The sequence below is a fragment of the Albidovulum marisflavi genome, assembly GCF_025751435.1.
GTDB lineage: Bacteria > Pseudomonadota > Alphaproteobacteria > Rhodobacterales > Rhodobacteraceae > Albidovulum > Albidovulum marisflavi.
In genome coordinates this window covers 150599-173735 of sequence record NZ_JAOWKY010000006.1, presented here as the reverse complement: position 1 = coordinate 173735, position 23137 = coordinate 150599, and the positions used below count along the sequence as shown (strand labels likewise).

The following is a 23137-nucleotide window of genomic DNA, read 5'->3' as shown; positions in this document are numbered from 1 at the left end:
CCGTGAACATGAAAAGAAGAGCAGACGGACTGTGACGATGCGCGTTATCCCCCTTCTGGTTGGCCTTGCCCTTTCCCTTGTCGCGCCGATGGCGCAGGCGCAGGGTGATTTCGCTCCGGCCATCACGGTCAACGACAGGGTCATCACCGGCTACGAGCTGGACCAGCGCATCAAGTTCCTGGAGATCCTGCGCATCCCGGGTGATCACGCCGCCGATGCCGAACGCGGCCTGATCGAGGACCGGCTGCGCATGGAAGCGGCCGAACGCGAAGGCATCACCGTCACGCCCGAACAGTTGACTGCCGGGATGGAAGAGTTTGCGGGCCGTGCGAACCTGGAGCTTCCGCAATTCCTGGAAGCCATCGGCCAGGGCGGCATCGCGCCCGAAACCTACCGCGACTTCGTAAAGGCAGGGCTGCTGTGGCGCGAACTCGTCCGCGCCAAGTTCGCCAGCCGCGTGGTTGTCACGGACGCGGACATCGCCCGCGCGACTTCGATCGAACGCGGCCGCGGTGAAGGACCCAGGGTCCTGATTTCGGAAATACTGATACCGACCACCTCTGCGACCTTCCTTGATCAGCGCGACATGGCGATGGAACTGTCCCAGACGCTGACCACCGAAGGCGCGTTCGCCGCCGCAGCGCGCGAGTTTTCCGCAGCGCCGTCCAGGGAAAACGGGGGCCAGATCGGCTGGATCCCACTCACGAACCTTCCGGTGCCCCTGCGCGCCGCTCTGATGCAGATGCAGCCGGGTCAGGTAAGCCCCCCCGTCCCGGTCACGGATGCGATCGCCATCGTGCGGCTGCGCGCGGTCGATCAGGGCGGATCGATCGACGCGGCCAACATAACCGTCGAATATGCGCAGTTCGCCATCCCCGGCGCCGGCAGCGCCGAAGCGATGGCCGAGGTCAACCGGTTGCGCGCCGAAGTGCAGACCTGTGGCGAGCTCTACGAATACGCCCGGAACCACTCGGCCGGCCAGCTTCAGCAGGATGTGCGGCCCCTGTCGCAGGTGCCCGGCGATATCGCAGGCGTCCTGTCCGGCCTTGATGAGAACGAGATGGACGCGACACTCAGCCGCGGGGGCGCACAGGTGGTTTTGATGCTGTGCGACCGTAATGCCGTGACCGCACTGGGCTCGGCCGAAGTCCCCGTTACCGCCGTCGACACCGATGAGCGGCCCAGGATCGACGACAAGCTTGGTTTCGCCCGGGGCCCTTCGACCGATGTTGTGCGTTCGGAGCTTGTTGACCAGCGCCTGAGCGCATTGGCGGGCACCTATCTGGCCGAACTTCGCGCGAACGCCATCATCACGCGGCCATGACCCGCTCTGATCCGGCGCTACCCGTCGCGCTGACCTGCGGCGAGCCGGCGGGAATCGGGCCAGAAACCGCCGTAAAGGCCCGCCACCTTCTGGGGGCCGACCTGCCTTTTTTCTGGATTGGCGATCCGCGTCACTTGCCCGCCGGGACATCCTGGCGCGAAATTGCGACGACCGAGGAAGCGACGCGGGTGCCCCACGATGTGCTGCCGGTCCTGCACCACGATTTTCCGAACCCCGCCGTTGCTGGTCAGCCCGACCCCGACAATGCTGCCGAGGTGGTCGCGGTGATCGCGCGCGCCGTCGATTTGGTGCGTTCGGGCCAGGCCTCGGCCGTCACGACCGCACCGATCAGCAAGAAGGCCCTGAAGGACGGGGCGGGCTTTGCGTTTCCCGGCCATACCGAATACCTGGCTTCGCTGGCCGGCGTGCGGCGCGTGGTCATGATGCTGGCCTGCCCCGCCCTTCGCGTCGTACCCGCAACGATCCATGTTCCCTTGGCCGAGGTTCCGTCCGCCCTTAGCGCCGACCTGCTGGAGGATACCATCCGCATAACGCGCAACGGGTTGGAAACAAGCTTCGGACTTGAGGCGCCGCGGATCGCCGTCGCCGGGCTGAACCCCCACGCCGGCGAAGGCGGCGCCATGGGACGGGAAGAGATCGATTTGATCGCGCCCACCCTGGACAGACTGCGGTCCGAGGGCATGACGATCATCGGCCCACTGCCTGCCGACACGATGTTCCACCCGGCGGCGCGCGCAGGATACGACGCGGCGGTCTGCATGTACCACGACCAGGCGCTGATCCCGATCAAGACGCTGGATTTCGCGGGGGGCGTCAATGTGACCCTTGGGCTTCCATTCGTCCGGACCTCGCCCGATCACGGGACGGCTTTCGACATCGCCGGCAAAGGCGTCGCTGACCCGACAAGCCTGGTTGCAGCGCTGCGCCTTGCGGCGGAAATGTCGAAAGGGCGAACATGATGGCTACCATCGACGGTCTTCCCCCGCTGCGCGACGTGATTGCGCGGCACGGCCTTTCGGCGCGCAAGAGCCTTGGCCAGAACTTTCTTCTGGACCTGAACCTGACGGCCAAGATCGCGCGCATGGCGGGCGACCTGACCCATTCGGACGTGCTGGAAATCGGACCGGGGCCAGGCGGTCTGACACGTGGCTTGCTTGCGGAAGGGGCGCGCCGCGTCCTGGCCGTTGAAAAGGATGACCGCTGCCTGCCCGCATTGGCCGAGGTCGCCGCCGCCTACCCCGGACGGCTTGAGGTTCTGAACGCTGACGCACTGGCCATAGACCCGCTTGCCCACCTGAGGCCTCCAATCCGCATCGTCGCGAACCTGCCCTACAACGTGGGGACAGAGCTTCTGGTGCGCTGGCTGACACCGGCGGTCTGGCCGCCAGTGTGGTCCAGCCTGACCCTGATGTTCCAGAAGGAAGTAGCCGAACGCATCGTGGCGAGGCCCGGATCAAAAGCCTATGGCAGGCTTGCGCTTCTGGCCCAATGGCGGACAGACGCACGCATCGTCCTGACGCTGCCGCCCGAGGCGTTCACTCCTCCGCCCAAGATCCACTCAGCAGTCGTTCATCTGACCGCCTTACCCGAACCACGATTTCCCGCCGACGCGGCCACGCTGTCGCGCCTGGTTGCGGCGGCGTTCAACCAGCGGCGCAAGATGCTGCGCGCCAGCCTGAAAGGCGCTGCTCCGGATATCGAGGATCGGTTGCTTGCTGCCGGCATCCCACCCACGGCACGTGCGGAAGAGATTTCGCTTGAGGCGTTCTGCGCACTGGCCCGCATCGTGAAGGCAGGCTGACCAAGCTACATTGAAACGAAAACCCCGCCGGCAAGGGCGGGGTTTTTCTTATTCTGCAGCCGATGCGTTGTCTTCGGAATTACCCGGAGCATCTGCCTGCTTCTGCTCCCGCTTCTCGCGGGGGCGGCGCGGACTGCGCGGCGCGCCCTCGCCGCGGGGCTTGCGTTCCTTGCGGGGCTCTCTCGGAGCGCGGGTTTCGCCCTCCGTCTGGGCCGCTTCGGCGCCGGCATCCTCGGCAGAGGCCGCCTTGTCTTCGCCGACGGCGGCGCGCGCCTCGGGCGTCTCTACCAGGCCAGAGCTGTCATCGGAGTCGGTTTCCGCGCCAAGCCCATGCGCCTCGGACGAGTCGTCGCTACGCTCACCCCTGCTTTCGAACCGGTCACGTCCACCATGGTTACGCTCGCCATTGTGGCCGCCCTGCTGCTGGTTCTGCTGCTGGCGCTGTTCCTGCTCGCGCTGAAGCTCTTTCTGAGCCTCGCCAAGAAGGCGGGTGTAATGTTCCGCATGCTGCAGGAAGTTCTGCTCGGCAACACGGTCATTCGAAAGCTGCGCGTCGCGCGCCAGCATCAGATACTTGTCGATTATCTGCTGCGGCGTCCCACGCACCTTGCCCTCCGGGCCGGAACTGTCGAACACCCGGTTGATGATGTTGCCGAGCGAACGCTGACGGTTCGACTTCGAACGCGAACGGGATTTGGAAGATCTCATGTGCTTTCTTGGTCTGATCCAGAGGGCAGTCTCGGACCTCACCCGGTATGCGCCCCAGGCCCATTACGGACCCCTCGGGCGGCTACACCTTGCTGTCGGGCGAGACACGACGGTCGGACCCAAGTCCTTCCGTCACGGTTTCTGTATGCATGATGCGGAACCCATGACAAGCGGATTCTGCATCTTGGCCCAAATGCAACGCAAAAAAGCAGGGTTTGTTCCCTTGCTAAGGCACTTTTTCGCCTAGAGGCGGCTGATCCTGTTAGCCCGTCAGGATTTCACGCCGATCACGATACGGTACCTGCCGTCGAAATCCCGGCGGACCTCGATACCTTCAAAGTCCTGCACGCGCAGCAGTTGCGAGACGGCTGCCGCCTGCGTTGGGCCGATTTCAAGAATGATCCGGCCACCGGGCGACAACCGCCCGCCCGCCCCGTGGGCGAGCGCACGATAGGCGTCAAGCCCGTCTCCACCCGGGCTGAGCGCGCCATGGGGTTCCCAATCGCGGACCTCGGGCGAGAGCTCCGCCATTTCGTCCGCGGCGATGTAGGGCGGGTTCGACACAATCAGATCGAAGCTGCCATCGATCGCTGAGAACCAGTCCGATTCAATGAAACGCGCGCGATCCGCAAAGCCAAGGGCGTTGGCGTTGTCCTGCGCCACGGCCAGGGCGGCAGGCGAAATATCGGCCCCGACCCCGGTCGCCTCGGGCATTCCGGCAAGACAGGACAGCAAGATGCAACCCGTCCCGGTGCCCAGATCCAGAACGTTTGAAAAACGACGTTCCAGCGCGGCGGCAACCACAAGCTCCGTCTCGGGTCGTGGGTCAAGCGTGTCGCGCGTGACCTTGAAGCTGTGCCCCCAGAACAGCCGCCGCCCCGTGATCTGGCTGACCGGTTGCCGTCCTTCCCGTGCCGCGATCGCTTTGCCGAAGCGTGCGGCGGCGTCTTCATCAAGGTCTTCGGGCAACACCAGCGACAGGCGGCCAGGGCTGATCCGCAAGGCATGGGCCAGAAGCGCACGGGCGTCACGCTGCGGTTCCGGCACGCCGGCCCGCGCCAGCCGAGGAATGGCCGCGCGCAAAGCCTCGGCGGCGGTCATCCCTCCATCTCGGCCAGTTTGGCGGCTTGATCGTGGGCGACAAGCGCATCGATGACCTCGGTCAGGTCACCCTCCATGATTTGATCCAGCCGATAAAGCGTCAGGTTGATCCTGTGATCGGTCATCCGCCCCTGCGGGAAGTTGTAGGTGCGGATGCGTTCGGAACGGTCTCCGGACCCGACCTGCGCCTTGCGATCGGCAGCGCGCGCAGCGTCCGCGCGGGTGCGCTCCATGTCGTAAAGCCGCGCACGGAGAACCGCCATCGCGTTGGCGCGGTTCTGGTGTTGCGACTTTTCCGAAGATGTCACCACGATACCGGTCGGAATGTGGGTTATCCGGACCGCGCTGTCGGTGGTGTTCACATGCTGGCCGCCCGCGCCCGAGGCGCGCATGGTGTCGATACGGATGTCGGCGGCAGGGATGTCGATCTCCACATCCTCGGCCTCGGGCAGCACCGCCACCGTCGCGGCAGAGGTGTGGATGCGCCCCCCGGCCTCGGTTGCGGGCACGCGCTGCACGCGGTGGACGCCACTTTCGTACTTCAGGCGGGCAAAGACGCCCTCACCCTCGATCCGGGCCATCGCCTCCTTCACGCCGCCCAGCTCGGTCTGGGTCAATTCCAGCAGCTCAAATCGCCAACCCTGCGCTTCGGCGTGCTTCTGGTACATGCGCAGAAGATCGCCCGCGAACAGCGCCGCCTCTTCGCCGCCCGTGCCTGGGCGGATTTCCAGGATCGCGGGGCGCGCATCCGCAGCGTCCTTGGGTAGAAGGGCAATGCGCAGCCTTCCCTCCATCTCTGGGATGCGGGCCTTCAGTTTGGGCAACTCATCCTCGGCCAATGCCCGCATCTCGGGGTCGGCCAGCATCACCTCGGCCTCATCAAGATCGGCAAGCGCCTGACGGTAGGCGGCAATCTCTGCCACCACGGGCTTGAGTTCGGAGTACTCGCGGCTCAAGGCTGCGATTTCGGCCGGAGCCGCGCCGGACGACAGCTTCGCCTCGAGAAATCCGAAGCGGCGCGCGATCTGGTCGAGTTTGTCCATAGGTACCATGGCGGCGATGTGCCCTTAGTCCCGGCGGCGGTCAAGGGGCAGAGACCGGACGCCCCCGCCCGTGGGTCCCATTTGGGGGTTGCGCTGTGGCAAGCATTCAGGGTTCAAGACGGGATATCCAGTCTTCCAGCCGCGCGGCGTTGACACCCAGATCGCGGCTGCCAAAGCGCTGGCGGGCAAAGATACCCAGGCGCGTGGCCTCTCCCTCAGGGCGCGCTGCTGCCGTCGTGTAATCCGGGAAACCGAAGGCAGCCGTCCGCGTGACCCAGGTGATCATGCCCTCTGACGGGCTTCCGGCCAGGCGCCGGGTTCGAGGAGTGCTGACGGCAATCGCGTCGAGCTGGGCGAGGACGCTTTCGGGGGCCGCATCCTCCAGCAGGATTTCGACACGCGCACCGCCTGGAACCGCGTGCACACTGTCCAGACCCCGCACGTCAACTGTTTGCTGGCCGCCAACCAGCGGGCTTACATGCCATCGCGACGGATCAGCGGGGGCAAGGCGGATATAGGCCATGCCCCCGATAACCGCCAGGACAGCGAGGTACAGCAACACCCTCACCGCCGCGTTCTGGCCCAATGATACAGGCAGATCAGCTCATAAGCGATATGAGCACCCGCGATGGCCGTCGCACCCGTCGTGTCATAGGGCGGGGAAACCTCGACGATGTCGCCGCCGACCATGTTGATGCCCGCCAGGTCGCGCAGCATCGCCGCCGCCTGCCAGGAAGCAAGCCCGCCCCAGACCGGCGTTCCGGTCCCCGGCGCAAAGGCAGGATCAAGCGCATCGATGTCGAAAGTGACGTAGACCGGCCTGTCGCCAACGACCTCTTTTGCCCGGGCAACCACGGCGGCCACGCCCTTTTCGTGAGCCTCGCGCGCGGTGACGACGTTCACGCCCAGGTAGTCTTCGGTCGTGGTGCGGATTCCGATTTGGATGGACGACGCCGCGTCGACGTAACCACCCTTCACCGCCTTGTAGAGCATGGTTCCATGATCGATCCGGGCCTCGTTGTCGTCCGGCCAAAGGTCCGAATGCGCGTCGAAGTGTATGACGCTGATCGGTCCGAACTTTTCCGCATAGGCCTTGAGAATCGGATAGGTGATGTAGTGATCACCGCCAAGTGTCACCGTTCCCGCCCCGGCGGCAAGAATGGTCCGGATATGCCGGGTCAGCGTTTCGGGAAACTCCGCAACGTTGGCGTAGTCGAATGCGACATCGCCGTAGTCGATGACATTCATCTCCTCAAGTGGGCTCGTGGGCCAGCCATGCGGCGGATCGTAGGGTTGAAGGCTAGACGCCTCGCGGATGGCTCGGGGGCCAAAGCGGGTGCCGGTGCGGTGGCTGACCGCCTGGTCAAAGGGCACACCGGTGATGGCAAGGTCCACGCCCGTCAGGTCCTTGGTATAGGTGCGGCGCAGAAAGCTTGTCGCCCCGGCGAAGGCATTTTCATAGGCAAGGCCGCGCTGGCCCCTGCGGGTAAAGGCGGAATCGATCTCGTTCTTTGCGTCTTCGAGTGCCATGAGTCTCACTTGGGAAAAGTCGCGTCGTCGTTCATGGCCGGAGACGCCGCGGATCCGGATGGCTGAAGAAGGCCCACGCCGCGCACAGATGTCAAGTTTAATTTGATCAAAATTCCCTTCCTGCGCTAGATGTAGAGAGGTCGCGCCCCGCGCGCTGCCCGAATCCGTTACGCAGGAACGTTCATGCGCCGCCTTTACGAAGCCCCCGCCTATGACCCCTCCTGGCCCAGGAGCCACTGGCGCGCCAGCCATCCGGCGCCGTTGGACCTGCCCCCGCTGGACGGGGAGACCAAGGCAGACATCGCCGTGATCGGATCGGGATTTGCGGGACTTAATGCCGCGCTTGAGGCCGCGGCTTCAGGCGCGAACGTCATCGTTCTGGAGGCCGTGCAACCCGGCTGGGGCGCTTCGGGGCGCAACGGCGGTTTCTGCGGCTACGGCGGCACCAAGCTGTCCGACAAGGCGATCGTTTCCCGCGTCGGATTGGAAGGCGCCCGTGATTTTCGCGATTTTCAGTGCGCGGCCATCGCCCATGTGGGCCAGTTGATCGACGCCAACGGCTGGAATGCGCGCCAGGGGCCGGATGGGGAAGCGGTGCTTGCGCAATCACCCAGGGTTTGGGCCGGTTTCGCAGCAGAGGCGCAAGACCTGCACGACCTTTACGGCGAACGCGTTGACCTGATCCCGCCACAGGCGCTTCGCGAACGCGGGATGGCAGGTCCCGGATTCCACGGCGCGCTGATGCTGGATCAGGGCTTCCCTGTCGATCCCATGGCCTATGTCGAAGGGCTGGCCCGACTTGCCATCGCAAAGGGCGTCCGGATCTGCGGCAATACCCATGTAACAGGCATGACCCAAGCTGATCGCGGATGGCGGCTGACCACGGCGGCGGGAGCCGTCCTGGCGCGCAAGATTCTGGTCGCCACGAACGGTTATTCCTCGGACAATCTGCCGAACTGGATCGGCGGGCGCAACCTGCCGGCCTTTTCGGCGGTGCTGGTGACGCGGCCCCTTACGGAGGCAGAGCGGCAGGATCAGGGCTACACCGATCCCCACATGGCCTTTGACGCACGCAAGCTGTTGCACTATTTCCGCCACCTGCCGGACGGGCGTTTCCTGTTCGGGATGCGTGGTGGCACCTCGGGAACCGCTGAAGCCCATGAAAGGATGAAGATAGCGGTGCGCGCCCATTTCGAGGCGCTTTTTCCCGCCTGGGCCGCAGCCGAAACCGAACACAGCTGGTCGGGCTTCGTCTGTCTGACCGGCAGCCTTGCCCCGTTCGTCGGAGAGGTGCCTGGCGCGTCAGGCCTATACGCAGCCTTCGGCTGGCACGGATCGGGGGTGGCTGCTGCGTCCTACTCGGGCCAGCAGGTCGGCCGGCTCATGACCGGACGCACGGCGCACCTTCCAGCGCTGGTGCGCGTGGTCCCACGACGCTTTCCCCTGCCCGCCTTCCGTCGCCTGTGGCTGCGGCTTGCCTATGCCGGTTACGGGCTGACCGATGGCGCCCTGCCGCGGCCCGAGCGCTAGCCGATCCGGATTCCCTCGCGCACGAGCTGATCGGTCACCTCGCGGATCGCCTTGCCCAGCGTTTCCACCACGAAATCGACCTGACCTTCGGTGATGACCAAAGGCGGGGACATGACGTTCAGATGCCCCATGGGCCGCACCATCAGGCCCATGGCTTCGCACGCGTCCGAAATGCGCTTGCTTTCGCCCACCTCGTCGGGCAGCGGGGCTTTCGTCGCGCGATCGGCCACGCTTTCGACGCAGGCCATGAGCTTCCGGCCCCTCACGTTGCCCACCAGCGGCAGATCGGCCAGTGACGCCAGCCGGTTCTCGAAGTAGGCGCCCACCTTGGACGCATGGAAAAGAAGACCCTCGCGCTCCATGATCTCGATGTTCTTCAGCGCCGCACGGCAGGCGACCGGATGGCCGGAATAGGTGAACCCGGTAGAAAACCAGCGATGCCCGCCCTCGGCCATCGTGTTCCATATCCGGTCAGAGAAGATGACGGCCCCAAGCGGCACATAGCCCGACGTCAGCCCCTTGGCTGTGGTGATCATGTCGGGGACGATGCCGAACTCATCTTCGGATGCGAACCAGTGACCGATCCGACCGAAGGCCGTCACCACCTCATCCGCGATGAAGAGGATGTCGTTGCGTTGGCAGACCTCCCACATGCGCTTCAGATAGCCCTTGGGCGGGATGACGATACCGCCGGAGGCCTGGATGGGCTCGGCTATGAACCCGCCGATCCGATCTGCACTCACGCGGGCAATCAGATCCTCGAATTCCGAGATCAATTCGTCGCAGAACGCCTCTTCGGTCATCCCGTCGGGGCGGCGGTAAAGGTTCGGGCTCGACAGGTGATGAATCCCATCCTCCTTGTAGCGGAACTCCTCGATCCGGTCCCCCGCCCGCTTGCCAACCGAGATCGTGAGGTAGGTGGATCCGTGATAGGACGCATCACGCGATACGATCTGGGTCTTGTCGGGGTTGCCCCGAACATGATGGTAATAGGACACCATGCGCACCGCCGTATCGACGGCGGTCGACCCGCCGGTCGTGAAATGCACGCGGTTCAGGTCACCGGGCGCAAGCTCGGCCAGGCGAGCAGACAGCAGCGCCGCCGCGTCGTTTCCAGTGTCGACGAAGAAATTCGAATAGCCAAGGCGCATCGCCTGATCGGCGATAGCATCTGCCATCTCGCGCCGGCCAAGACCGATGTTGGTGCACCACATGCCCCCGATCGCATCGAAATAGCGCCGGCCTTCCGCATCCCAAAGATAGCAGCCCTCGCCCTTGGTGAAGATCAGGGATCCCTGTTGCTCGAACGGCCCGAAGTTTGTCCAGGGGTGGACCGCGTGGGCCCGATCCTTCTCCCAGAGGGCTTCGTTGGCAAGGTTGTGCATGGCGTGGGTCATTTTGAATCTCCAGTCAATATGCGCAGAATACCGACCGGAACGAAAATCTCAAGTCTTTTGATCAAAATGGCCCTCACCGCGTCCAGCCTGCAAAGGAGCGGCATCGTCAGGCCGCGCGGAAACGCCCATAAGTGTCAGGGATCCTTGGGCCCCAGCCGATCCGCCAGGAACGGGAAAGCCGCTACCCTTGTTCAGGGCGGCGGCTCGGGCTGGTCTGGCGCTCCGGCAGGGCGCCCTTGGTTCAAAGCGGTTGGGCGCGCTCGACAACTCGGGCAAAGAAGCTTGCGCCGAAAGGCGCGGCTTCGTCGTTGAAGTCGTAGCGGGGATGATGCAGACCCGCGCCATCGCCCTGCCCAAGGAAGAGATAGCAGCCTGGCCGCTTCTCAAGCAGATAGGAAAAGTCCTCTGCCCCCATCTCGCGCCCCGCATCGGCGACAACGCCCGCAGCGCCCGAGATCTCTTCGGCCACGCGAACGGCAAAGGCGGTGCTGTCGGCGTCGTTGACGGTGGCCGGATAGCCCCAGTCGTACTCGATCCTGGCTTGCACCTCGTAGGCGGCGGCGTGGCCGGCAACGATCTGTTCGATCCGGGCCTTGGTCGCCTTGCGCACCTCAGGGTCGAAAGTGCGGATCGTCGCACCGAACCAGGCGTCTTCGGGAATGATGTTCGACGCGGTTCCAGCGTGGATCTGCGTGACCGAGATCACGATTTCGGACAGCGGGTTGGTGTTTCGGCTGACGATGGTCTGAAGGGCCGAGATCATGCCAACCGCCGCGGCGATCGGGTCGATGCAGTCATGCGGATAGGCTCCGTGCCCGCCCTTGCCCGTCAGGTCGACGCGCAGAGTGTCGACCGCCGCCATGATCGGGCCGGGCGTCGTGACGAACCGCCCGAGAGGCACCTGCGGCGTATTGTGCAGCGCATAGACCTGGCCGATGTGAAAGCGGTCCAGGATGCCTTCGCGCACCATCACGTCGCCGCCGCCACCCTCTTCCTCGGCCGGCTGAAAGATCAAGGCGACGCGTCCGCGGAAATTGCGGGTTTCGGCAAGGTAGCGTGCCGCCCCCAGAAGCATCGTGGTGTGGCCGTCATGCCCGCAGGCATGCATGCGCCCCGGCACTGTTGATGCGTGTTCGGCCCCGGTTGCCTCCTCGATCGGCAGCGCGTCCATGTCGGCGCGCAGACCGATGGTCGGACCTTCGCCCTGCCCGTTGATGATCGCGACGATGCCTGTTCGCGCGATCCCCTCATGGATCTCGTCAACGCCGAATTCACGCAGGCGTTCGGCCACGAAAGCCGCCGTCTGGTGGCAATCGAATTCAAGCTCGGGGTGCTGGTGCAGCCAGCGGCGCCATTCGCGCATCTGGGGCGCGAAATCAGCGATACGGTTCAGAACCGGCATGGAAACCTCATGGAGTGACTGACGCGACCATTCCACCGCCGGGTCGCGTGCGCAATGGGGATGCGCATGTTGCCCCGACGTCAGCCGATGGGCAGCGCCTTTTCCACCAGCCTTGAAAAGTAGCTTGCGCCGATCGGGGCGGCCGCGTCGTTGAAATCGAAATCGGTTTCATGCACACCGGGTCCGACGCCCTGCCCCAGGAACACCATGGCGCCGGGACGCTCTGCCAGCATCGCGCCGAAGTCTTCGGACCCCATCAGCGGCGGATGGTTCCCGATCACGCGGCCTTCGCCAGACACCTCGCGCGCGACGGACAGGGCGAAGCGTGTCGCAGCTTCGTCATTCACTGTGGGCGCAAGGTCGATCTGGCCGCCAATTTCGACCGACACGCCCATTGCGGCGGCGCAGCCCTCGCAGATTTCGCGCAGCCGGCGCTTGGCCAGGTCCTGCATCTCGGGCCGGTAGCTGCGGATGGTCCCGCCGATATAGGCCTCGGCGGGAATGACATTGTGCGCGCTGCCCGCGTGGATCTGGGTGATCGAGAAGACCAGTTGATCCCGCGCCGCCGCGTTGCGTGCAACGATTGTCTGAAGCCCGCTTCCGATCATCAGTGCTGCCGCTACCGGATCACGGGATTCCTCTGGCCTGGAGGCATGTCCGCCGCGGCCGCGGATCCGGATGTCAAAATCCGAAACCGCCGCCATGAACGGCCCCGGAGCGGTGACAAAGGTGCCAAGTTCATGCTTCGGAGAGATATGAAGCGCGTAGATCTCGTCAATCCCGAAGCGGTCCATCAATCCGTCGCTCAACATCGCCGGGCCGCCCTCGCCGGTTTCTTCGCCCGGCTGGAAGACAAGCGCGACGGTGCCCGCGAAGTTGCGCGTTTCAGCCAGATACTTCGCCGCGCCAAGCAACATCGTCGTGTGGCCGTCATGTCCGCAAGCGTGCATCCGCCCCGCCACGGTCGAGGCATGGTCAGCCCCTGTTGTCTCTGGCATCGGCAGCGCGTCCATGTCGGCGCGCAGCCCGATGGTGCGTCCCTTGCCGCGTCCCCTGATAAGCCCGACGACCCCGGTCTTGCCCACGCCCTCGTGGATCTCGTCGACACCAAAGTCCTTCAGCCGCGCGGCCACGAAGGCCGCGGTTTCGTGGCAGTCCAGTCCAAGCTCGGGATGCGCGTGCAGATGCCGCCGCCATCCCTTCATCTCTGCTTCCATTTCCGCGATACTGTTCAGAACGGGCATGTTCACCTCCGACCGGGCTTGCCCGAGCCTAACCTCGACCGACCCGCGAAAGGAAGACCATGAACCTTGAAGACAGCCAGCGCCTGTGCCTGGACCCACAAGGCGGATTGCCGCGGCTGCTTGAGATCATGCGCCGCCTGCGCGACCCCGAAACCGGCTGCCCCTGGGACATCGAGCAGAACTTCGCCACCATCGCCCCCTACACGATCGAAGAGGCCTACGAGGTCGCCGACGCGATCGAGCGTCAGGCCTGGGGCGAGTTGAAGGGAGAGTTGGGCGACCTCCTGTTGCAGACCGTCTACCACGCGCAGATGGCGGACGAGGCGGGGCGTTTCACTTTCCAGGATGTCGTCCGGTCTATTTCGGACAAGATGATCGCGCGCCACCCGCATGTCTTCGGCGACGAAAGCCGCGACAAGACGGCAGAGCAGCAGACGCGCGACTGGGAACGGGTGAAGGCGGCCGAACGGGCGGCCGAAGGGGCCACGCGTGGCACGCTGGACGGGGTGGCTTTGGGGCTGCCAGCGCTTTTGCGCGCACTTAAGCTGCAGAACCGCGCGGCGCGGGTGGGGTTCGACTGGCCCTCCACCGACGAGGTTCTGGACAAGATCGTGGAGGAGGCGCGCGAATTGGTCGAAGCGCGCGAGACGATGACCGAGGCAGAGACGTTTGAGGAGTTTGGCGACCTGCTGTTCGTCGTGGCGAACCTGGCCCGTCACCTCAAGATCGACCCGGAGGCGGCGCTGAGGGCCGCCAACGCCAAGTTCACCCGCCGCTTCCGCTCGATCGAAGCGGCGCTGGCCGAACGCGGCAAGCGCCCCGAGGACAGCGATCTGGCCGAGATGGACGCGCTTTGGGACGCGGCAAAGGCGCTGGAAAAAGCCGGGGCCTAGGCGCTGACACGCGCGGCCTGGGTCCCGACCGGAGTGAGGATCGCCTTGCCGTCGCGGATCTGGCCGCGCACCAGAACCTCCGGAAGGCCGAGCGCGGGAAACGCGTCGGACCAGTCACGGTATCGATCATTCGTCACGACCCGGGCGGAGAGAGCCTGCGCACCCTCAAGAATCAAAGGGTCGGCCGGAGTGCCCTTCGGCGCCACGAAGACCTGCGCGGCGGGAATGCCAAGCTGCCGCGCAAGCGCCCCCGGCCCAAGGTAGCGCCCGGCGACCAGATAGCCCGCATTCGCGTCGAACCAGACGACCGGCGTCAGATCCCGGCGCAGCAGCTCGCTCACCACCAGCCGCACGGTGGCGAGATCGGGCGTGTCATTGCGCCAGTAAAGCACGTTTGACCCGTCGACCAGGATCCAGTCCCGCCGTGGTGCTAAGACGCCGGCGATCACCCAGATCAGGGCAACAAGGACCAGACCCATCGGAACGAGCGTCGCGGTCGCCACGACCGGTCCGACCCAAAACACGGAACCGGCGAACGCGGCGACGGAGAAGAAGAGAATCAACAATCTGAAATACATGGCCAGAAGCTACTGCGATAATCCGGCGCCATGCAGCCGGGGCTAGCGGTCGCGCCCCCGCGCGTGCCGCCATTCCTCAAGCGCGGGATTGCGGGCAGGGACGGGCGTGGCCGCAACGGGCTGGCCCTCGCTGGCGGGCAGTGCGTCTGCACGGGTGCGGAAATAATGCGCCTCGCGCGCACCAAAGTAGAACCCGACGATGGCCGCCAGAAGCCACCAAAGCGGTTCCGGGACATAGTTCAACCCCACCATCCGCTGTGCGAAATGTGCCGGATCGACCATGGCATAGATGAAAAGGCCCAACGTCCCGAAGGCCAGCATCGGGCGCGGCAAGCGGTTCAGGCCATTTACGAAACGGTCGAACGGGCCGGGCCGCACAAACTGAAACTCTGCCCCGAACTCGTCAAGCGCCGCGATGTAGGCCGCCTGAGCCGCCTCAAGCTTGCGGGTGGCATTGGGCGTGAACGCCCCTGCCACGTCGACAACCGCCTGTCCCAACGCCGACGTTGCCGGACCAGCGCCCAGAATCCGCGAAATCAGGCCCATGACGCAGTCCTCTCCCGATGCTCGGTCTCGCTCAGGTGAAAGCGCGGAGAGATGAATTCCTCGGCGCGGAGTATCCAGCCGCCCTTGCCTCCATCCCTGCGGCGGGCGAACTTTCGGCTTGCCGGTCGTCGATCGCCCAAGGCGTAGTAGTAGTCGCGCCGAGCGATGCCGTAGGCGTCGGCAAGAAGCCCCGGCGATGGATCCGCCGCGGCGACTGCCGCCGCAGAGGTCTGCGGTCCGATCGCCGCATCCACCGTGACTTCAAAGCCCATGTCATTCAGAAGAAGCTGAAGGATGCGGACCGCCTCGGCGCCCGCATTCACATACATGTCAAAGACGCTGGCCTGCACCACTTGGGGCAGCAGGTCGATACGCGGTTTTCGAAAATACTGCTCGACAAAGATCTGTTCGGCACGAGCGCGCGTGAGCTGCTTGACGTCAGAGGTGGTCACGCGCCCGTCCCCGTCCAGATCGATCCCTAACCTGCGCATGGCGCCAAGCGTGACGCCGTGGTTGGTGGCGCCCCCCGGATCGTCGGGGTCGTTCACATAGCCGCCCTCGCGGGCCGTGATTTCTCGGGCGATCTCTTCGACGCTGGGCATGGAACCTCTCCGGGGCTTGCATGTCCCGGAAGGCTCCTCGGATATCGTTAATTCATGGCTGCAGAAGCGCCCGGTTCGACGTAGACACCCTGTTCCTTCAGCGCGTCTATGACCTCCTTTGGCATGTAGGTCTCATCGTGCCTGGCCAGGATCTCGCTTGCCTGGAAGGTTCCTTCAACCAGCTTCCCGGTCGCGACGACGCCTTCGCCCTCACCGAAGAGGTCGGGCAGCAGGCCGGTGTAGCTAATCGGCACGACGCCGTTGCCATCCGTCACGCGGAAGGTGATTTCGGCCCCCTCGCCCCGGACAAGGCTTCCTTCCTCGACAAGGCCGCCGATGCGGAAGGTTTCATTGGGCTCCGGAGGGGACGCCACAACCTCGGTCGGAGAGCGGAAGTATTGCAGCGCGTCGGGCATCGCGAACTTGAACGCCGCCATCGCACCCACCATGGCCAGCACCGCCAGAACGATGATCTGGATGCGGCGCTGTTTCTTCAAACCCTTCATGATATTTCCTCGACCCGCGGCCGGTCCCGTTCCGGCCATCGCTAGATGGCTGTCCCGCGCCGCTGTTTCAACGAGAAAAAACGTCGCGGAGGTCCGCGGGATCGAAGGAGTAGCGCGCCAGTTCCTCGTGCCGGGCGGAATCTCCACCCAGGTAGGACCGGAACAGCGACAGCCCGGTGACCGGAATGGGCCCTGCCCGGAAATCCGCGTGCCGCCCGAGGATCCGGGCCAGCGTGGCATCGTCGGCATCGTCCTGACGCAGACGGATCAGCGTCACATGCGGACGAAACCTTTCGCGCGGCAACTGGATGCCGGTTCCGGCAAGCCGCGATCGCAGCGATTTCGCCAGCCCATCCAGACGCGGCTCGGGCACCACGCCCGAAGCGATCACGCCACCGGGCTGACGCCCCAGATGAACAAGTCCCCTGAGTTCCAGCGCAAAAGGAGGTGGCGCCAAGGTTTCCGCGGCCTCATGCGCGGCTTCCAGCGTCTCTGGCGAAACCTCGCCCAGAAACGCGAGCGTCAGATGAAGGTTCTCGGCCGGGGCCGCGCGCCCGAAGGGGATGGCGGCCTGAAGACGCTCGATCTGGTCGAGCGCCGTGTCGGGAAGCGTGAGGGCGAAAAATGCGCGGATCATGCCTGATCCCTCTCATGGAATGGGGCCGGGGGCAATCCGGCTCAGGCCGGGACGACCGCCCTGCCGCGCATTCCGCTGAGCGCGTTCAGAACCACCGCGCTGACAAGGATCGTGCCCCCAAGAACCGTTCCGCCCGAGGCGGTTTCCCCCAGGAACAGCCACACCCAGACCGGTGCCAGCAAAACCTCGACGATCGACAGAAGCGGCAGTTCCGCCGCAGGGATAACGCGGCTGCCGATCGTGTAAAGCGCCATTCCCGTTGCCAGAAGGCAGGCGCCCATGGCCATGGACAGGATGATGTCATGGGTCGAAACCCAAAGCGTCTCGCCCATCGCCGGCGCGACGAACGCGGCGGCGATCATGGTGAACACGCCGCCAAGAACCACCGTCGGCATCATGTCGCCTTGCCGGCCAGAGCGGATCGCAACCGTGAAACCCGCGAAGCCCAGGGCAGAGCCAAGGGCGGCGAGGTTTCCGTCTAGCGCGCCAAGCGCCAACCCTTCGCGCACCATGATGAAAATCCCCACCGCGGCAAGCGCGATCGAGGCCCAGGTCGCCCCGCGCACCCGCTCTCCCAGAAGTGCCCAGCCAAGAACCGCGGTCAGGAACGGCGCGGCTGCGAAGAGAAACACAGCATTGGCGACCGTCGTTGCCTGGATCGAATAGATCCCGCCAAGCGAAGCGGCGATCAGGCACAGTCCGCCCACGACGCCCGACCAACCCGTTGCCAACACCCGGCGCATCGCCTGCCCGCGAGAGCGCCACGAAACGAACAGCATCAGCGCCGGAACAAGCGCGACCGAGCGCCAGAAGACCACGGCCCACGCCCCTGCCCCGTCAAGATGACGCACGGCAAGGCCAAATCCGGACCACAGCAGCCCTGCGACCACCACCAAAACGACACCGGTCCCGTAACGCATCCTGTCCTCCCGTCCATCGGGAACAAGACTTCACTGCGGCGGGCAGAATCGCTGTTCCGCGCGCGACCTCGTTTCCGATGGATGGTGCGTTTGCGACAGGAAAATGACCGGATGGTGAGAGCGGGATCAGGCGGCTTCGAAGCGGATGGGCCGGCGCAAGAACTGCGTCGCCTTGTCGGACACGCGCTGCGGGTCGCCGGTCGTCAGGAACTTGGAAACGCGGCCCGATCCCAGGAACTCGGGCCGGCGGTTCAGGTAATCCTTCAGGCTTTCGGCGACGAGGTTCGCTTGGGAGAACACGGCAACCTCCGGCCCAAGGGCCGCACGGAACGCATGCTCCATCAGGGGGTAGTGCGTGCACCCGAGGATTGCAGCCTCGGGCATCGGCATCCGGCGCTTCAAAGCCTCCACATGAGAGCGGACAAGCGCCTCGGCAAGAATCTCGTCGCCTTGCTCGATCGCGTCGACCACGCCCCCGCAAGGCTGCGCTTCGACGTCGACACCGATCGCGCGATAGGCCAGTTCCCTCTGGAAAGCACGGCTCGCGACCGTCGCGGGCGTTGCGAACAGGGCGACATGCTTTACGGCAACCTCCCGCGGCGGGGAATTATCACCCCACTGGCGTTCCGTCAGCGCCTCGATCAGCGGGACGAACACGCCCAGAACGCGCTTGTCGTCAGGAACCCAGGTTTCCTGCATGCGCCGCAGCGCCGCTGCCGAGGCCGTGTTGCAGGCCAGGATCACAAGGTCGCAGCCTTCGAGCCAAAGCCTTTCGACCGCGGCGCAGGTCAGATTGAAGATGTCGTCCGCATCCCTCACGCCATAGGGGGCGTGGGCGTTGTCGCCGAAATAGACGAAGGGAACTTCGGGCAGCGCGCGCGCAACAGCATCCAGAACCGTCAGCCCGCCCAGTCCCGAATCGAAAATGCCCACCGCCATTTTTGCCTCCGCGCGACCCCGCGCGGCTTTCAGGCGCGGTACTTTTCTTCGAACTCGTAGCCGTAGCCGATGGACGGCAGGGGCCTTGGCGACAACTCATACGTCGCCTTCCGAAGGAAATCCATCATCGCTTTGCCATCCCCGCGTCGCGCACGCAATTCCTGGGGATCGATGGGCTTGCCCACCGCGATCCTTACCGGCCGGTCGATCCGCTGGCGGAATTCCCGGATCAGAAGGCCCATGCGCAACGTGCAGTGCAGATGGCTCGCCATCTGGAACAGCCGGGAATTCGCGCCGTCGAAGAAGATCGGGACGACCGTGGCATCCGACTTTGCGATCATCCGCGCCGTGAAGTTGCGCCACATCGGGTCCAGCGGGCGTCCGAACGGCCGCGGCGCGGTCGAGACTGTGCCGCCAGGGAAGATGCCGATCGCTCCGCCGCCCGCCAGGTAGTCAAGCGCCTGGGCACGGACGGCCAGATTTTCACGCAGCGCGGCGGGTGTCTCATCGAAGTTGACGGGGAGGATCACCCGTTCAAGCTCTGCCGCCCGGCGGAAGATCCGATGGGCAAGAACGCGGAAATCGCCGCGCAGGGCCGACAGGAGGTATCCCATGACCAGCCCGTCAAGAATTCCGTAGGGGTGATTGGCGACCAGGATAAGCGGCCCGCGCGCAGGGATGTCCTCAAGGCTGCCGGCGATCACGTCCAGGCTGATGCCGTAGCGATCCACCATGACGCGCCAGAAATCTTCGCCCGCCGCGACGTCGTCATGATACCCGGCGGCCCGTCGGATAAGGGACAGTCGGCCGGTCACGTTTTCCATCAGTCGTATCACGGTCCGTCCCGTGCGGCTCCGCGCCGAGGAGGAGTAGGAAATATCGCGCGCAAGCTTGCCGTTCATGACCGCCCCCAAAGGTTTCAGTCAGTACTGAGCCTGTTTTCTGCGTCACTTCCGTGACGCCTGCGTGAACCTTTTTTATTCCGCCGCCTGCGCCGCCGGCGACCCGCCTGCGCGGATGAGCGTCAAAAGTTCCTCGCGCCGCTTGGCCGCTTTCGCCACGGCATCGTGCTTGATCGGGCCGAAACCACGGATATCAAGCGGCAGTTCGGCCAGCGCGCGCGCCTGGTCCTCGGTCGAGGAGGAAACAAGCGGTAGGACTTCGGTCATGTCCGCCTCGTACTGAGCAATCAGCATGCGTTCCATCCGGCGCTCGGGTAGCCAGCCGAACGGATCGAGCGTGGTTCCGCGCAGCCGCTTCATCCCGGCCAGAACGCGGAAAAGCGGCAGCACCCATGAACCGAAGGCGCGCTTTATCGGGCGCCCGCCCGCGTCCTTGCCAGCCAGGATCGGAGGGGCGAGGTGGAAGGTCATTCGAAAGTCTCCCTCGAACTCTTCCCGCGCCTTCGCGGCGCTTTCCAGGTGCAGCCGCGCGACCTCATACTCGTCCTTGTAGGCCAAGAGCTGATAATACCCCTTGGCAACGGCCTCTTTCAGGGGGGCCGGGGCGCTATCCACCAGCCTTCTGAAGCGAGCGGCATAGGCCCGATCCTGATAGGCTTCCAACCGCGCCGCCCGATAATCAATCTTTTCTTGCAAAGACAATGTCTTATCGCCGCCTTCAGAAGTAACATCTTCGACGCCCTCGGGGTCCACGACCGCCCAGCGTCCAATCTCGAACGCGCGAAGGTTACCCTTGACGGCAGCCCCGTTCATCTCGATCGCCTTGCGGATCGCTTCCACAGAGATCGGCACCAGACCCTGCTGCCAGGCCGCACCAAGAACCAGCATGTTGGAATAGATCGCATCGCCAAGCAGTTTCGCGGCAAGGTCGGTCGCGTCGAAGAAGGTCACGCGATCGTTCAGCCGCGCTTCAAGTGCAAGCCGCATCTGCCCGGTAGGTAGTCGGAATTCCCGATTGCGCGTGAACTCTCCCGTGATGATTTCGTGATTGTTCACCACCGCCCCGGTGCGACCGCGCCGCATCAGCCCAAGCGTCTTTGCACCGGCGGTAACGACAAGATCGCCACCTATCACGCAGTCGGCCTCACCCACCGCGACGCGGATCGCGTTGATGTCCTGGGGCTTTTCCGCCAGGCGCAGGTGGATGTGAACCGCGCCGCCCTTCTGCGCGAGGCCCGCCATCTCCATCATTCCGGCCGCCTTGCCGTCAAGGTGCGCCGCCATTGCCATGACCGCGCCGATGGTGACGACACCGGTCCCGCCCACACCGGTGACGACCACGTTGTGCGTACCCGAAATCCCGGGCAGCTTGGGGTCCGGCAATTCCGGCAGATGAAATTCGGTCGCCGCCGCCTTCTTCACTCTGGCGCCTTCAAGGGTCACGAAAGACGGGCAAAACCCCTTCAGGCAGGAATAGTCCTTGTTGCACGAAGACTGATCTATCGCCCGCTTGCGGCCAAGTTCCGTTTCCACCGGCACGATTGAAACGCAGTTCGACTGGACTCCGCAGTCGCCGCAACCCTCGCACACGTCGGTGTTGATGAAGACGCGCTTGTCGGGATCGGGGAAAGTCCCACGCTTGCGACGGCGGCGCTTTTCGGCGGCGCAGGTCTGAACGTAAACGATTACGGACACGCCTTTGTTCTTGCTAAGTTTTTCCTGAACTGCCATCAGCTCGTCGCGCAGATGGAAGTCCACTCCCGATGGGAACAGGCTCCGGTCGACCTCTTCCTTGTCGTCCATGACGACCGCGACGTGACGGACGCCCATGGCCAGAACTTCGCGCGCGATGCGGTCTGCCGTCAGACCGCCTTCGTTCGCCTGCCCACCCGTCATCGCAACTGCATCGTTGAAAAGGATCTTGTAGGTGATGTTCGTCCCGGCCGCGAGCGCAGCTCGGATGGCCAGCAGTCCCGAGTGATTGTAGGTCCCGTCGCCAAGGTTCTGAAACACGTGATCGCGCGTCGAAAACGGCGCCTCGCCGACCCAGTTCGCGCCCTCTCCGCCCATGTGCGTGAAGCCGGTGGTGGCGCGATCCATCCACTGGACCATGAAGTGACATCCGATCCCGGCATAGGCCCGACTTCCCTCGGGAAGCTTGGTCGACGTGTTATGAGGGCAGCCCGAACAGAAATAGGGAAGCCGCGCGGCCAGGTCCTGAGTGTTTGCTTCTTTCTGAGATTCTTCAATGACTTGAAGTGCCGCCTTTACGCGATCCGTACCGCGCCCCTCCTCTTTCAGGATCTCGCCGATCCGCGCGGCCACCATCACCGGATCCAGGGCCATCCTGGTTGGGAACAGCTCCTGTTCATGCATGTTGCCCGCGCCGCCCTTGTACCAGCCATAGACGCGCCGCCCGCGGCGGTCGTCGAATATCGCCTCCTTGATCTGGACCTCGATCAGCTTGCGCTTTTCCTCGACCACCACGATCAGGTCGAGCCCTTCGGCCCAGTCGTGGAAAGAGGTCATGTCAAGCGGGAAGGTCTGCCCCACCTTGTAGGTCGTAATGCCAAGCCGCTCCGCTTCGGCCGCGTCGATGCCGAGAAGGGCAAGCGCGTGCGTCAGGTCCAGCCAGTTCTTGCCCGCTGCCACGAAACCTATCTTCGCCCCCGACTTGCCCCACACGCGACGGTCGATGCGGTTGGCGCGGGCAAAAGCCTCGGCCGCGAAGCGCTTGTGGTCGATCATGCGCGCTTCTTGCGGTATCCAGTGATCCTTCAAGCGGATGTTCAGCCCGCCCTCCGGCATCGGGAAGTCGGGCGTGACAAAGCTCATCCGGTCAAGGCTGCCATCGACGACCGAGGTCACCTCGATCGTGTCCTTCATGGTCTTCAGCCCGACCCAGAGGCCGGAAAAGCGCGACAGGGCAAACCCGTAAAGGCCAAAGTCCAGGATTTCCTGCACACCCGCCGGCGAGACGATCGGCATGTAGGCATCGACAAGCGCCCAGTCGGACTGGTGGCACACGGTCGAACTCTCGCCGGTGTGGTCATCCCCCATTGCCATCAACACACCGCCGTGCCTGGATGTCCCGGCCATGTTCGCGTGACGCATCACGTCGCCCGAACGATCTACGCCGGGGCCCTTGCCGTACCACAACGAAAAGACGCCGTCGTACTTTCCCTCCCCCCGCAGTTCCGCCTGCTGGGTGCCCCAGATGGCGGTCGCGGCCAGATCTTCGTTAAGGCCCGGCCGAAACAGGATGTCATTGGCCTTCAGCAGCTTGTCCTCACGCGCCATCTGCTGGTCCACCCCACCCAGCGGCGATCCGCGATAGCCCGAGACATAGCCCGCCGTGTGCAAACCTAAGATGCGATCACGTTCCTTCTGCATAAGCATTAGGCGAACCAGTGCCTGCGTGCCGTTCAGCAGCACGGATGACTTGGTAAGGTCGAAGCGGTCCGCTAGGGTAACGTCGTGTCGCATCATGGTTCTCCTGCCCTGCGGTGGCAT

The 23137-nt window shown here is 64.5% G+C and carries 22 protein-coding genes; 5 read left to right on the top strand and 17 right to left on the bottom strand.

Annotated elements, in window-relative coordinates; all coding sequences use genetic code 11:
- Positions 1–37: 37 nt before the first annotated feature.
- From OEW28_RS18005 to rsmA, 3 genes are read left to right on the top strand one after another with little or no spacing between them, the layout of a single operon-like run.
- Positions 38–1324, top strand: coding sequence for a peptidylprolyl isomerase (locus tag OEW28_RS18005; RefSeq protein ID WP_263736183.1), 1287 nt, complete (start codon positions 38–40; stop codon positions 1322–1324).
- Positions 1321–2304, top strand: coding sequence for a 4-hydroxythreonine-4-phosphate dehydrogenase PdxA (pdxA, locus tag OEW28_RS18000; protein ID WP_263736182.1), 984 nt, complete (start codon positions 1321–1323; stop codon positions 2302–2304). The genes OEW28_RS18005 and pdxA overlap by 4 nt, the downstream gene beginning before the upstream one ends.
- Positions 2304–3146 (top strand): 16S rRNA (adenine(1518)-N(6)/adenine(1519)-N(6))-dimethyltransferase RsmA, encoded by an 843-nt coding sequence (gene rsmA, locus OEW28_RS17995; RefSeq protein WP_263736181.1) that lies wholly within the window; start codon positions 2304–2306, stop codon positions 3144–3146. Before pdxA ends, rsmA begins: the two co-directional genes overlap by 1 nt.
- A gap of 48 nt (positions 3147–3194) precedes the next feature.
- Here rsmA and OEW28_RS17990 read toward each other — a convergent pair whose 3' ends face one another.
- The 5 genes from OEW28_RS17990 to speB form a co-directional block, all read right to left on the bottom strand.
- Positions 3195–3854, bottom strand: coding sequence for a DUF4167 domain-containing protein (locus tag OEW28_RS17990; protein WP_263736180.1), 660 nt, complete (start codon positions 3852–3854; stop codon positions 3195–3197).
- Between the two features lie 270 nt (positions 3855–4124).
- Positions 4125–4955 carry a peptide chain release factor N(5)-glutamine methyltransferase gene (prmC, locus tag OEW28_RS17985; RefSeq protein WP_263736179.1) on the bottom strand — a complete coding sequence of 277 codons (831 nt, stop codon included), beginning with the start codon at positions 4953–4955 and terminating at the stop codon, positions 4125–4127.
- Positions 4952–6007, bottom strand: coding sequence for a peptide chain release factor 1 (gene prfA / locus OEW28_RS17980; RefSeq protein ID WP_263736178.1), 1056 nt, complete (start codon positions 6005–6007; stop codon positions 4952–4954). The genes prmC and prfA overlap by 4 nt, the downstream gene beginning before the upstream one ends.
- Positions 6008–6104: 97 nt before the next feature.
- Positions 6105–6566, bottom strand: coding sequence for a DUF1499 domain-containing protein (locus OEW28_RS17975; protein WP_263736177.1), 462 nt, complete (start codon positions 6564–6566; stop codon positions 6105–6107).
- Positions 6563–7528, bottom strand: coding sequence for an agmatinase (gene speB, locus OEW28_RS17970; protein WP_263736176.1), 966 nt, complete (start codon positions 7526–7528; stop codon positions 6563–6565). Before speB ends, OEW28_RS17975 begins: the two co-directional genes overlap by 4 nt.
- A 183-nt stretch (positions 7529–7711) precedes the next feature.
- Between speB and OEW28_RS17965 the strand changes: the two genes are divergently transcribed.
- Entirely contained in the window at positions 7712–9058 is a 1347-nt protein-coding gene (locus tag OEW28_RS17965) for an NAD(P)/FAD-dependent oxidoreductase (RefSeq protein WP_263736175.1), read from the top strand.
- Here OEW28_RS17965 and OEW28_RS17960 read toward each other — a convergent pair.
- The 3 genes from OEW28_RS17960 to OEW28_RS17950 form a co-directional block, all read right to left on the bottom strand.
- Complete coding sequence (locus OEW28_RS17960) at positions 9055–10455, bottom strand: aminotransferase (protein WP_263736174.1); 1401 nt, start codon at positions 10453–10455, stop codon at positions 9055–9057. The two genes, OEW28_RS17965 and OEW28_RS17960, sit on opposite strands and share 4 nt — an antisense overlap.
- A gap of 241 nt (positions 10456–10696) precedes the next feature.
- Positions 10697–11857: a M20 aminoacylase family protein gene (locus tag OEW28_RS17955; protein WP_263736173.1), complete on the bottom strand. Its 1161-nt coding sequence runs from the start codon at positions 11855–11857 to the stop codon at positions 10697–10699.
- Positions 11858–11937: 80 nt separating this feature from the next.
- Positions 11938–13101 carry a M20 aminoacylase family protein gene (locus OEW28_RS17950; RefSeq protein WP_263736172.1) on the bottom strand — a complete coding sequence of 388 codons (1164 nt, stop codon included), beginning with the start codon at positions 13099–13101 and terminating at the stop codon, positions 11938–11940.
- 59 nt (positions 13102–13160) lie between these two features.
- Here OEW28_RS17950 and mazG point away from each other — a divergent pair, with 59 nt between their 5' ends.
- A complete protein-coding gene (mazG, locus tag OEW28_RS17945; protein WP_263736171.1) occupies positions 13161–13994 on the top strand; it encodes a nucleoside triphosphate pyrophosphohydrolase in 834 nt (277 codons plus the stop codon).
- On the opposite strand, the gene OEW28_RS17940 is transcribed toward mazG, so the two are convergent.
- The 9 genes from OEW28_RS17940 to OEW28_RS17900 all read right to left on the bottom strand — a co-directional run bounded on the left by OEW28_RS17940 (position 13991) and on the right by OEW28_RS17900 (position 23113).
- On the bottom strand, positions 13991–14572 hold the full coding sequence (locus OEW28_RS17940) for a hypothetical protein (protein WP_263736170.1): 582 nt from the start codon (positions 14570–14572) through the stop codon (positions 13991–13993). The two genes, mazG and OEW28_RS17940, sit on opposite strands and share 4 nt — an antisense overlap.
- A 42-nt stretch (positions 14573–14614) precedes the next feature.
- Positions 14615–15118: a holin family protein gene (locus OEW28_RS17935; RefSeq protein WP_263736169.1), complete on the bottom strand. Its 504-nt coding sequence runs from the start codon at positions 15116–15118 to the stop codon at positions 14615–14617.
- Positions 15109–15720: a holin-associated N-acetylmuramidase gene (locus OEW28_RS17930; protein WP_263736168.1), complete on the bottom strand. Its 612-nt coding sequence runs from the start codon at positions 15718–15720 to the stop codon at positions 15109–15111. The genes OEW28_RS17935 and OEW28_RS17930 overlap by 10 nt, the downstream gene beginning before the upstream one ends.
- A 47-nt stretch (positions 15721–15767) precedes the next feature.
- Complete coding sequence (ccmE, locus tag OEW28_RS17925) at positions 15768–16226, bottom strand: cytochrome c maturation protein CcmE (protein ID WP_263736167.1); 459 nt, start codon at positions 16224–16226, stop codon at positions 15768–15770.
- A 67-nt stretch (positions 16227–16293) separates the two neighbouring features.
- The gene (gene thpR / locus OEW28_RS17920) at positions 16294–16863 is read right to left on the bottom strand and encodes an RNA 2',3'-cyclic phosphodiesterase (RefSeq protein WP_263736166.1); all 570 of its coding nucleotides are present in this window, start codon (positions 16861–16863) and stop codon (positions 16294–16296) included.
- Positions 16864–16904: 41 nt separating this feature from the next.
- Positions 16905–17783, bottom strand: coding sequence for a DMT family transporter (locus OEW28_RS17915; protein WP_263736165.1), 879 nt, complete (start codon positions 17781–17783; stop codon positions 16905–16907).
- Positions 17784–17909: 126 nt separating this feature from the next.
- The gene (locus tag OEW28_RS17910) at positions 17910–18722 is read right to left on the bottom strand and encodes a glutamate racemase (protein WP_263736164.1); all 813 of its coding nucleotides are present in this window, start codon (positions 18720–18722) and stop codon (positions 17910–17912) included.
- Between the two features lie 29 nt (positions 18723–18751).
- Complete coding sequence (locus OEW28_RS17905) at positions 18752–19624, bottom strand: lysophospholipid acyltransferase family protein (RefSeq protein WP_263736163.1); 873 nt, start codon at positions 19622–19624, stop codon at positions 18752–18754.
- A 75-nt stretch (positions 19625–19699) separates the two neighbouring features.
- Positions 19700–23113, bottom strand: a complete 3414-nt coding sequence (locus OEW28_RS17900; protein ID WP_263736162.1) for an indolepyruvate ferredoxin oxidoreductase family protein — start codon at positions 23111–23113, stop codon at positions 19700–19702.
- Between the last annotated feature and the right edge of the window lie 24 nt (positions 23114–23137).

Coding starts and splice junctions, on each gene's coding strand:
- OEW28_RS17940 (WP_263736170.1), bottom strand. CDS start 14,572: ATGTATTTCAGATTGTTGATTCTCTTCTTCTCCGTCGCCGCGTTCGCC.
- OEW28_RS17910 (WP_263736164.1), bottom strand. CDS start 18,722: ATGGCGGTGGGCATTTTCGATTCGGGACTGGGCGGGCTGACGGTTCTG.
- OEW28_RS17950 (WP_263736172.1), bottom strand. CDS start 13,101: ATGCCCGTTCTGAACAGTATCGCGGAAATGGAAGCAGAGATGAAGGGA.
- rsmA (WP_263736181.1), top strand. CDS start 2,304: ATGGCTACCATCGACGGTCTTCCCCCGCTGCGCGACGTGATTGCGCGG.
- pdxA (WP_263736182.1), top strand. CDS start 1,321: ATGACCCGCTCTGATCCGGCGCTACCCGTCGCGCTGACCTGCGGCGAG.
- OEW28_RS17935 (WP_263736169.1), bottom strand. CDS start 15,118: ATGGGCCTGATTTCGCGGATTCTGGGCGCTGGTCCGGCAACGTCGGCG.
- ccmE (WP_263736167.1), bottom strand. CDS start 16,226: ATGAAGGGTTTGAAGAAACAGCGCCGCATCCAGATCATCGTTCTGGCG.
- OEW28_RS17965 (WP_263736175.1), top strand. CDS start 7,712: ATGCGCCGCCTTTACGAAGCCCCCGCCTATGACCCCTCCTGGCCCAGG.
- OEW28_RS17930 (WP_263736168.1), bottom strand. CDS start 15,720: ATGCCCAGCGTCGAAGAGATCGCCCGAGAAATCACGGCCCGCGAGGGC.
- OEW28_RS17960 (WP_263736174.1), bottom strand. CDS start 10,455: ATGACCCACGCCATGCACAACCTTGCCAACGAAGCCCTCTGGGAGAAG.
- OEW28_RS17955 (WP_263736173.1), bottom strand. CDS start 11,857: ATGCCGGTTCTGAACCGTATCGCTGATTTCGCGCCCCAGATGCGCGAA.
- speB (WP_263736176.1), bottom strand. CDS start 7,528: ATGGCACTCGAAGACGCAAAGAACGAGATCGATTCCGCCTTTACCCGC.
- OEW28_RS17905 (WP_263736163.1), bottom strand. CDS start 19,624: ATGAACGGCAAGCTTGCGCGCGATATTTCCTACTCCTCCTCGGCGCGG.
- OEW28_RS17915 (WP_263736165.1), bottom strand. CDS start 17,783: ATGCGTTACGGGACCGGTGTCGTTTTGGTGGTGGTCGCAGGGCTGCTG.
- OEW28_RS17900 (WP_263736162.1), bottom strand. CDS start 23,113: ATGATGCGACACGACGTTACCCTAGCGGACCGCTTCGACCTTACCAAG.
- OEW28_RS18005 (WP_263736183.1), top strand. CDS start 38: ATGCGCGTTATCCCCCTTCTGGTTGGCCTTGCCCTTTCCCTTGTCGCG.
- mazG (WP_263736171.1), top strand. CDS start 13,161: ATGAACCTTGAAGACAGCCAGCGCCTGTGCCTGGACCCACAAGGCGGA.
- prfA (WP_263736178.1), bottom strand. CDS start 6,007: ATGGTACCTATGGACAAACTCGACCAGATCGCGCGCCGCTTCGGATTT.
- OEW28_RS17990 (WP_263736180.1), bottom strand. CDS start 3,854: ATGAGATCTTCCAAATCCCGTTCGCGTTCGAAGTCGAACCGTCAGCGT.
- thpR (WP_263736166.1), bottom strand. CDS start 16,863: ATGATCCGCGCATTTTTCGCCCTCACGCTTCCCGACACGGCGCTCGAC.
- prmC (WP_263736179.1), bottom strand. CDS start 4,955: ATGACCGCCGCCGAGGCTTTGCGCGCGGCCATTCCTCGGCTGGCGCGG.